The sequence below is a fragment of the Candidatus Hydrothermales bacterium genome, from assembly GCA_039630235.1.
Taxonomy (GTDB): Bacteria; Hydrothermota; Hydrothermia; order Hydrothermales; family JAJRUZ01; genus JBCNVI01.
In genome coordinates, this window is record JBCNVI010000001.1 from 86,541 (window position 1) to 96,461 (window position 9,921).

The window sequence follows — 9,921 nt, forward strand, 5'->3', positions numbered from 1 at the left end:
TGGATAATTCAGAAATTCACGGGCTTGCCTTTCAGATCTTTAAAAAGTGTTCAAAAAAAGCAGAAGAGCTTGGATTATACGGAGCAGGCCAAGATATACTCTCAGATGCCTTCTCGGGCAACATAAAGGGGATGGGACCAGGAGTAGCAGAAATGGAGTTAGAGGAGAGGGCCTCAGAGCCCATAATAATCTTCATGGCTGACAAAACCTCTCCAGGAGCATGGAACTTTCCTTTATTTAAAATATTTGCAGATCCATTTAATACTGCCGGACTTGTAATTGACCCAAAATTACATGATGGTTTTATTTTCGAGGTTCTCCATATGAAGGAAGGTAAGGTCGTTAGGTTAAGCTGTCCTGAAGAGATGTATTCACTCTTAGCTCTCATTGGTGCTGTTGAGACCTATGCTATAAAGAACGTATATAGAAAAGACGGCGTAATTGCTGCAACTGCTTCAACACAGAGATTATCTCTAATAGCTGGAAGATATGTAGGTAAGGACGACCCTGTAATGATAGTGAGAGCTCAAAGCGGTTTCCCTGCAGTAGGTGAAATTCTCGAAGCTTTTTCTCATGCACATCTTGTTGCTGGTTGGATGAGAGGTTCCCATTGGGGTCCTCTTATGCCTGTGTCAATGAAGGAGGCTTCCTGTACAAGATTCGATGGACCTCCAAGAGTTGTAGCTCTTGGATTTCAACTAAAAGATGGAAAACTTATTGGTCCAAAAGATCTTTTTGATGATCCCGCCTTTGATTTGACAAGAAAAAGAGCACAGGAAATAACAGACTACATAAGAAGGATGGGACCATTTGAACCTCATAGGCTCGGTTTAGAGGAAATGGAATACACAACGCTACCCTCTGTTTTAGAAAAATTAAAAGATAGATTTACGGATCTTGGTTGAGAAAGAAGTAATTGTAAAAAATACACTCGGTATACATGCACGACCTGCTACACAGTTTGTTAAAATAGCATCGAAGTATAGTTGTGAAGTTTACGTGATAAAGGATGGTATAGAGGTAAACGGAAAAAGCATAATGAGTTTACTTATTCTAACAGCCACAAAGGGAAGTAAACTTACTATAAGATGTTCAGGGCCTGATGAGGAAAAAGCCCTAAAGGAATTAGTTGATTTAGTAGAGGGAGGGTTTGGTGAAGACTAAAATTAAAACTAAAATTTTTCAGGGAGTCCCTGCTTCAAAAGGCGTAGTAATAGGTAAAGTAAAAAAATTTGATTTGAAAGTTTTTAAAGTTCCTGAACAACAGGAGGTTAAAAACAAAAGGGAGGAACTTGAAAAGTTTGAAAAGGCTAAAAAAGAGATAACAAAAGAGTTAGAGCTTGTGCTTGAACACTTCAGAGGAAGCTATAGAAGGATAATAGAGAGTGAAATTCTAATTATTAACGATCCAGTTATAGAAGACTACGTCAAATCGTATATTGAGAAAGGATACAGTGCACAGACGGCTTTCATTGAGTCAATGAAAAGTTTCCTTGCAAAACTTGAACAAAGCGATAATCTTGTTTTTAAACAAAGGGCAAGGGAAATAAATCACCTAATAAGAAAGGTTTTAGAGGTACTGCATGGTAAACCAAGTCTGATTGACGCAGAGCCTGGGACAGTGATAGTTTCAGATGATATTTCACCAATAGATGTTTTTTCAATTTCAAAACAAAACGATATAGGCATAGTTATAGAACATGGTGGTCCCACTTCTCACAGCATTATAGTAGCAAAAAATTTAAAAATTCCTACGGTTTGTGCTGTAAAGAATATAACAGAACATGCTAAAGACGGAGATGAAATTATCTTAGATGGTTGGTCTGGAAAAGTTATTCTAAATCCTGATGAAGAATTAAAAAGAGAATATCAAAGAAAGCCATTACTTTATACCGAAGCTTTAGACAAAGTTATTAAGGGACCAAAGGGTGGAAAAGGAAAGGAAAGAAAGAGGGTTTCCATCATGGGTAATGCTGCAAGCTTAGAGGAAGTCGAAGAGATTGTGAAAAACAAAGGTTTTGGAGTAGGTCTTTTTAGAACAGAACTTTTAATGTGGGATCCTACAGTTTGGTATAACGAGGATAAGTTAGCAGAAATTTTTGAGAAAGGATCAAAAATGGTCTTTCCCGATCCATTTATTATTAGATTAATTGATATAGCCGGAGAACCAACTATACCTGGATTTGAAGAAAAGAATCCCTTTTTAGGTTTAAGAGGAATAAGATTTCTTCTATTTGAAAAAGAGATAATGAAAAAGATATTGCGGGCTATTCTAAAAGCTTCTAATCTCGGAAATATAAGAATTCTTCTACCTCTTGTAACTACGTTAAAAGAAGTTGAAGAAACGAGGAATGTTTTAGAGAGGGCTAAAAAGGAACTTACAAGAGAAGACATTCCCTTTGATAATTACATAAATGTTGGAATTATGATTGAAACACCAGCTTCAGCTCTTATGGTAAAGGAATTTACACAAATTGTTGACTTTTTCTCAATAGGAACAAACGATCTAACTCAATATACTTTGGCAGTTGATAGAACTCATCCAATCCTTGCTCCGCTTTATAGTGAGTTTCATCCATCTGTCCTTAATCTAATAAGCCATGTGGTAAAAGGAGCACATCCCTATAGAAAAAAAGTTGCCGTTTGCGGAGAAATGGCCTCTGATCCCCTTGGAGCAATAATACTAATGGGTTTAGGAGTTGATGAACTATCTGTTCACCCTGATGCAATACCACTTTTATATGGTGTTTTCCAATGGCTTGAATATAAAAAAGTAAAAGAATTCGCTCGTAAAACATTAGAAATGCCAGATTCAAGAACTGTTAAAGAAAAAACAACTGAATTCATAAAAAAACACATACCCCCCTTGGCAATATTTTACGATTAAAAAGACAGCTTAAAGCCTACACTATCTATCTCTTGTACTAAAAGCTTTTTAAAATTAAACTCCTTTAAGTTTTTTTCTGACTCGATATAAGATTTAACATCTATTTCAGGAGCATCAAACTCAGTATGCCCAAAAATCCTTTTACCTTCTTTATACTCAGGAATGAAAGTTACTTTTTTACCAACAAGCTCTAAAAGTGAACTATAATTTTTCTCCAAGATAAGTTTTTCCATGATATCATATCTTTTTTCTATAACGTCTTTTTCAAGTTGCTTATAATTCTGAGAAGCAAAACTTTCTTTCTCACCGTAAAACTTAAATAAAGCCCATCTTTTAATTATGTTATCCCTTTTGCAGAATTCGTAAAGCTCTTCAAAGTCTTTTTCCTGTTCTTCTGGAAATCCAACGATTATTTCAGTTCTAACAGTTAAATCTCTTTTATTTTTATATTTTTCAATCAACTCAAGAGCTTTATAAACTGCTTTTTTTCCACCTCTTCTTTTCATTTTTCTTAAAACTTCCTCTGAAACATGTTGAATTGGTATATCAAGATAGGGTGCTATTTTTTCATTTTCAACTATTATTTTCATTATTTCCTCATCCAAATCTGCGGGATGAAGGTAAAAAATTCTTAAAAGTTTGAGATTTTTTAACCTTAAAAGTTTTTTTAAGAGATCTTTTAAACTTTTCTTTTTATAAAGGTCGATGCCGTAAAGACCCGTAGATTGTGAGATTAAAATTATTTCGTAAAATTCCGAGTTTAAAAGCTCCTTTGCCTCATACAAGACCTTTTCTATTGGCTTTGACCTATATTTTCCTCTAAGAAGTGGAATTATACAGAAAGTACAATTTTCATCGCATCCCTCTGATATTTTTAAGTAAGCATAGTTTACAGTAGAAATAGCTCGCGGTATTTTTTTATTATATAAAAATTTTGGAGTATCAAAACTTGATGTAATCCTTTTACTAATTATTTTGTCTATTTTTTCTATATCATCAAAGCCAAATAAAAGGTCGACCTCTTTGAATCTTTCTTTAATACTTTCTTTAAATCTATGAACATAGCATCCACCTACAGCAATAAAGTCAATTTTTTTTCTTCTTTTAAGTTCAATATACTTTTTTATAACCTCCTCAGTTTCTTTTACTGCAGGTTCAATAAAAGCACAAGTCATTATAAACACAGCCTTTGCCTTTTCTTGGCCTACCAGTTCAAAACCACACCTTGTAAGCTTTCCAGCAAGATATTCACTATCTACTTGGTTCTTTGGGCAACCTAAGGTTACAATTGATATTTTTTTCATAAAGTTATATTATAATATAGTTTGAAAAACTTGAAAAAGAAGGGACTTGTTTATGCGGTAGATGATGAATCAGACATCATAGACCTTTTAAGACATCATATTGAAAAAGCAGGTTATAACTTTGAAGGTTTTTATAATGCCTTAAGCTTTTTAAGTGCCCTAAGAAGGAAAAAGCCTGACATTATCATTCTTGACCTTATGCTACCAGACTATGACGGAATCGAATTATGTAAAGAATTAAAAAGAGAAGAAGATTATAAAGATATTCCGATAATTATGCTTACAGCAAGATCAAGGGTAGACGAAAAAATTTTAGGCTTAGAAATTGGTGCTGATGACTATATTACAAAGCCTTTTTCTCCAAGAGAGCTTGTTGCAAGAGTGAATGCTGTTTTGAGGAGATATAAAGAGGAGGAAAAAGAAGTAGATGTTATTCAGATAGATGATATCTTAAAAATTGATGTTAAAAAATTTGAGGTTTATGTTAGTAATGAGAAAGTTTATCTAAGACCGGCGGAGTTTAAATTATTGAAACTTCTTGTAGAAAAAAGGGGAGTTTTATTTACTCGTAGACAAATTCTTGAATATATTTCAAAGGGAGGTGGAACTATCTATGAGAGAACTGTTGATGTTCATGTAAGAAATTTAAGGAAAAAACTCGGTGAAGCAGCAAAATTTATAAAAAATGTAAAGGGAATGGGGTATAAGTTCGAAATATGAATAAGATAAACTTTAAACTTACCTTAGTTTTTTTTATTTTAATACTTTTCTTTACGCTTTTTATTACGCTTTTTCAGCTTAAAATAATTCGGGAAGAATATTTAAAGAATACTCGGGGAAATTTAGAAAACTTTGGGGTAATTTTAAGTGAAGAAGTCAAAGGTTATATTATAAGTAACGATTTTGAGGGTCTTAAAAGTATAATTAAAAAATTTGGTGAAAATTTCAATTTAGTTATTAGTGTTTATAATAGCTCTGGTGAACTTATTGCTGATTCAAAGCTGAAAGATTTTTTAGACCAAGATAAAAATAAACCTGAAATTGAAATAGCTCTACATGGAGAAAAGGCATTTTATTTGAGAAAAAGTGAGAATTATAAGGAGAAATATATCTTTCTGGCTATACCTATCATAAAGAATGAAAACGAAATTTTTGTTCTTAGACTTGGAACCCCTATAAGTACTCTAAATAATTTTTTGATTAATTTTATTTTAAAGGTAACTTTTAAAGGTTCATTTCTCTTATTGATTTTCTTACTGCTCTCATTAACTTTATTTAAACAATTTACAGATCCTCTTAGGGATCTAATTTATGCCTTCAAAAGGGTTTCTCAAGGGGATACAAACATAAGGATATTTTTAAAAAGAAGTGATGAATTAGGTGAACTTATAAAAAGCTTTAATGATATGGTTATTAATTTAGAAAGAAGCTTAAATGAAGTAAAAAGAGAAAGAGCAACCATAGATTCTTTACTTAGAGCCTTACCTGATAACGTCTTTGTTCTAAATAAAAAGGGAGAAGTAATCTATTATAACGAAAAAACAAGGGAAAGTTTTAAAAATATAGAAAAATGTAAGTTTTATTATGAGTTTTTAAAAGAACCTGAGTTTTCTAAAATTCTTGAAAAAGCCCTTGAAAAAGAGGAAGCAGAAGGACAAATAATGTATGAATCAAAGTTTTTTTATACAAAAATAAGAAAAATTCCAAATACAGAAAATTTTATCGTAGTTCTAACAGACATAACTGAAGTTAAAAGACTAGAAGAGATAAAAAAGGATCTTACCGTTAACATCTCACATGAAATAAGAACACCTTTAACCCTTATAAAAGGATACATAGAGACTATTGAGGATGAAGAAGAAATAAAGAATAAAAATTATATTGCTGTAATTAAAAGACATATTGATAGACTAATAGAGCTAACCGAAAAAATAATTTATCTCTCACAAATAGAAAGTGAAAAGTTTTTACAAATTGAGAAGGTTAACCTAAGAGAAATAGTTGAAAATGTTTTACCAATTTTTGAAAAGAAATTAAGGGAAAAAGAAATAATTTTTAAATTGGAGATGGAGGAGGGAATAGGGGAGATTGATGCTGATAAATCTAAATTGGAACAAGTCTTTATTAATCTCTTTGATAACTCTATAAAGTTTACCACTAAAGGAGAGATAAAGATTAAAGTTCAGAGAAAGGAAAACCTTGTAAGAATTGAATTTTTGGATACTGGGGAGGGGATTGAAGAAAAACATTTACCTAGGGTATTTGAGAGGTTCTATGTTGGATCTAAGGAAAAGGCAGGTTTTGGTCTCGGTTTATCAATAGTTAAACACATAATTAATCTACACAACGGAAAAGTTAATATAGAAAGTCAAAAAGGTAAGGGAACACGTGTCATAATTGATTTGCCGTATTTTAACAAAAATTTAACAGAAATTTAACAAAAATTTAAATAGAAAGTATTAAATTTTATCAAATGAGAAAAAGATTTCAAGAAGAGGTCATAAAAAGTATTTTTTTTATATTTGCTTTAATCTCTGTCTTTACAACCTTTGGAATCATATTAGTTTTACTCTTTGAAACTTTACAATTTTTTAGAGAAGTCTCGATAATAAGATTTTTAACTGAAAAAGAGTGGACACCACTTTTTGCCGTAAAAAAGTTCGGTATTTGGCCTCTTTTATCCGGTACGTTCTTAACCTCCATTATAGCTCTTACGATAGCTTTTCCAATGGGACTTTCTATAGCAATCTTTGTCAGTGAATATATGCCCTTTAAATTAAAGGCAATTATTAAACCTATACTTGAAATTCTTGCCGGTATCCCAACTGTAGTATATGGCTACTTTGCTCTCCTATTTGTTACGCCGCTTCTAAAAAAAATAATACCATCAATTTCTGGATTTAATGCCCTTTCTCCTGGTATTGTACTTGGAATAATGATAATACCAACAATTGCCTCTTTGAGTGAGGATGCGCTTTCTTTGATTCCAAGAAGTTTAAGAGAAGCATCTTTAGCTCTTGGGGCAACTAAGCTTGAAACAGTTTTTAAAGTTGTTTTACCCGCTGCTTCATCGGGAGTTTTATCTGCGGTAATTTTGGGATTTTCAAGAGCAATAGGTGAAACAATGATTGTGACGATTGCCGCAGGACAAAGACCTATTTTAACATTCAATCCCTTAGTTCCAATAGAAACAATTACTGCCTACATTGTTCAAGTTTCACTAGGCGATACTCCAACTGGCTCTCTTGAATATAAAACAGTTTTTGCAGCCGGTATGGTTTTATTTTTAATAACATTCACCTTCAATGTTATAAGTCACAATTTAAGAATGAGATTTATAAAATCATTTAGATTATGAAGGATTTTAAAGAAATTTACTCTAAAAGAAAAAGAAGAGAGAAACTCTTTATAATTTTATCGCTCTTTTTTATAACTTTTGCTTTGATGTCACTTTTAATTTTGATAATAGACGTTTTATTTGATGGTTATTCTGTTTTAAGTTTGAAGTTTTTAACGAGTTATCCTTCGAGAAAGCCTGAGGAGGCAGGTATTTTATCGGCTTTAGTCGGTTCTGTGTATGTTCTTGTTATTATGATCTTATTTATAGTCCCAATCGGAATCGGAGCGGCTATCTACTTAGAAGAATTTGCACCTAAAAACTCCATTACAAATTTTATAGAAGTAAACATAGTAAATCTTGCCGGTGTCCCTTCGATTATTTATGGACTCCTTGGACTTGAAATTTTTGTAAGATTTTTAAACCTCGGAAGATCGATACTTGCTGGTGCCCTAACACTTTCACTTTTGGTATTGCCTAATGTAATAATTGCGGCTAGAGAAGCAATAAAGCTTGTCCCATATTCGATAAGAGAAGCGAGCTTAGCCTTAGGTGCCACAAAGTGGCAAACAGTGAGGCATCAAGTTCTACCAGTGGCATTACCTGGGATTCTCACTGGAATAATACTTGCAGTTTCAAGAGCTATAGGAGAAACAGCTCCACTTATAACAATTGGGGCACTCACCTATATTGCCTTTTTACCGTCAACACCACTTTCACCCTTTACCGTACTCCCAATTCAGATTTTCAACTGGATTTCAAGACCACAAAAGATGTTCCATAAGAATGCTGCTGGAGCAATAATCATTTTACTTTTTTTAACAATTATGTTAAACTTAACAGCAATAATTTTAAGAAATTATTACAAAAGTAAATATAGACTCTAAAAGATGGCAATTTTAAAAACTGAAAATTTAAACGTTTATTTTGGAAATAATCATGTTTTGAAAAATATAAACATAGAGATACCTGAAAATAAAATAACTGCAATAATGGGCCCCTCAGGTTGTGGAAAATCAACCCTTTTGAGGTGTTTTAACAGAATGAATGATCTTATTGATAATTTCGTTTTACAGGGTAAAGTTTTATTCAAGGGAAAAAATATTTACGAAAACAGTGTTGAACCCTCCGAAATAAGAACAAAAATTGGTATGGTTTTTCAAAAGCCAAATCCCTTTCCAAAGTCTATTTACGAAAATGTCGCCTTTGGGCCAAAAATTTTAGGTATAAAAGAAAAATCAAAACTCGATTATATAGTAGAGGAGTCTCTTAAAAAGGCTTATCTTTGGGAAGAAGTAAAGGACAAATTAAGGGAAAATGCTTTAAATCTTTCGGGAGGGCAACAGCAGAGATTATGTATAGCAAGAGCACTAGCTGTTGGTCCAGAAGTTTTACTACTTGATGAACCAACTTCTGCACTTGATCCAGTTGCATCAAAAAAAATAGAGGAATTACTTGAAGAATTAAAAAAGAGCTTAACTATAGTTATTGTTACTCATAATCCCTCTCAAGCATCGAGAATCTCTGATTTTACTGCTTTTTTATATTTAGGAGAGTTGATAGAATTTGACACTACAGATAAAATTTTTACTGTGCCTAAGCATCCAAAAACACAGGAGTATTTAAGTGGAAAGTTTGGTTAAAAAAGGAGGACTATAAATGTTTGAGGAAAAACTTGAGGAGCTGAAAAGAGAGATAATAAGCTATGCTTTCCTTGTAGAAAGAATGATTGAAAAGAGTATAGAGGGGCTTTTTGAGAAAAAGGAAGAACTTTTAAGGGAAGTGATTGAGAAAGACGAAATTGAGGCGAATGAATTTGAAATTAAAATTGATGAGCTTGCTATTACCACTATAGCAAAATATGAGCCTAAGGGAAAAGACTTAAGGGAAGTTCTTATGATACTTAAAATAAACAATGATCTTGAGAGGATGGCAGATCATGCTGTGAATATTTGTGAAAGTGCTCTATTTTTAATTGAAAGGCCAAAAATTAAACTTTTGTCAGAAATAAGCAAAATAGCGAGTGAAACAATAAAAATGCTTAAAGATAGTATAGATTCTTTTATTGAGGAGGATCCAAAAAAGGCAAAAAGTGTTTGTGAAAGAGATTATATTGTAGATGATTTAAATAGTTCCATATCAAAGGAATTACTTTCATATATGATGTGTGATCCAGGAGCGATAGAAAGATGTATGCACATAATGAGAATTTCAAACAATATTGAGAGGATAGCAGATTTATCAACCAATATAAGTGAAGATGTAATATTTATGGTTGAGGGAAAAGTTATAAAGCATCATAAGGGAGAGTAACTTGAAAACTTAACATTAAAATTTTATAATTAAAATTGTTACCTGGGTTCAATTCCCTACAGATAAATTATAAAGGAGCA

Annotated in this window: 10 protein-coding genes; 9 read left to right on the forward strand and 1 reads right to left on the reverse strand. The window is 32.4% G+C overall.

The annotated features are described in order from the left end of the window. From ABDH49_00400 to ptsP, 3 genes are all read left to right on the forward strand, one after another. A partial coding sequence (locus tag ABDH49_00400) for a fructose-1,6-bisphosphatase (GenBank protein ID MEN3045438.1) occupies window positions 1–905 on the forward strand: 905 nt, incomplete at its 5' end. Continuing rightward, a complete protein-coding gene (locus ABDH49_00405; GenBank protein MEN3045439.1) occupies window positions 898–1,164 on the forward strand; it encodes an HPr family phosphocarrier protein in 267 nt (88 codons plus the stop codon). The genes ABDH49_00400 and ABDH49_00405, both read left to right, overlap by 8 nt. Next, entirely contained in the window at window positions 1,154–2,887 is a 1,734-nt protein-coding gene (gene ptsP, locus ABDH49_00410) for a phosphoenolpyruvate--protein phosphotransferase (protein ID MEN3045440.1), read from the forward strand. The genes ABDH49_00405 and ptsP overlap by 11 nt, the downstream gene beginning before the upstream one ends. On the opposite strand, the gene ABDH49_00415 is transcribed toward ptsP, so the two are convergent. Continuing rightward, window positions 2,884–4,191 (reverse strand): MiaB/RimO family radical SAM methylthiotransferase, encoded by a 1,308-nt coding sequence (locus ABDH49_00415; GenBank protein ID MEN3045441.1) that lies wholly within the window; start codon window positions 4,189–4,191, stop codon window positions 2,884–2,886. The genes ptsP and ABDH49_00415 overlap by 4 nt on opposite strands. Window positions 4,192–4,212: 21 nt before the next feature. On the opposite strand from ABDH49_00415, the gene ABDH49_00420 reads away from it, so the two are divergent. Genes ABDH49_00420 through phoU form a run of 6 tightly spaced genes read left to right on the forward strand, consistent with a single transcriptional unit; the run spans window position 4,213 to window position 9,841 of the window. Beyond that, window positions 4,213–4,911: a response regulator gene (locus ABDH49_00420; protein MEN3045442.1), complete on the forward strand. Its 699-nt coding sequence runs from the start codon at window positions 4,213–4,215 to the stop codon at window positions 4,909–4,911. Further along, window positions 4,908–6,629, forward strand: coding sequence for an ATP-binding protein (locus tag ABDH49_00425; GenBank protein ID MEN3045443.1), 1,722 nt, complete (start codon window positions 4,908–4,910; stop codon window positions 6,627–6,629). Before ABDH49_00420 ends, ABDH49_00425 begins: the two co-directional genes overlap by 4 nt. 35 nt (window positions 6,630–6,664) lie before the next feature. After that, complete coding sequence (pstC, locus tag ABDH49_00430) at window positions 6,665–7,549, forward strand: phosphate ABC transporter permease subunit PstC (protein ID MEN3045444.1); 885 nt, start codon at window positions 6,665–6,667, stop codon at window positions 7,547–7,549. After that, window positions 7,546–8,415 carry a phosphate ABC transporter permease PstA gene (gene pstA, locus ABDH49_00435; GenBank protein ID MEN3045445.1) on the forward strand — a complete coding sequence of 290 codons (870 nt, stop codon included), beginning with the start codon at window positions 7,546–7,548 and terminating at the stop codon, window positions 8,413–8,415. The genes pstC and pstA overlap by 4 nt, the downstream gene beginning before the upstream one ends. 3 nt (window positions 8,416–8,418) lie before the next feature. Then, entirely contained in the window at window positions 8,419–9,171 is a 753-nt protein-coding gene (gene pstB / locus ABDH49_00440) for a phosphate ABC transporter ATP-binding protein PstB (GenBank protein ID MEN3045446.1), read from the forward strand. 16 nt (window positions 9,172–9,187) lie between these two features. Then, entirely contained in the window at window positions 9,188–9,841 is a 654-nt protein-coding gene (phoU, locus tag ABDH49_00445; GenBank protein MEN3045447.1) for a phosphate signaling complex protein PhoU, read from the forward strand. Window positions 9,842–9,921: the final 80 nt, after the last annotated feature.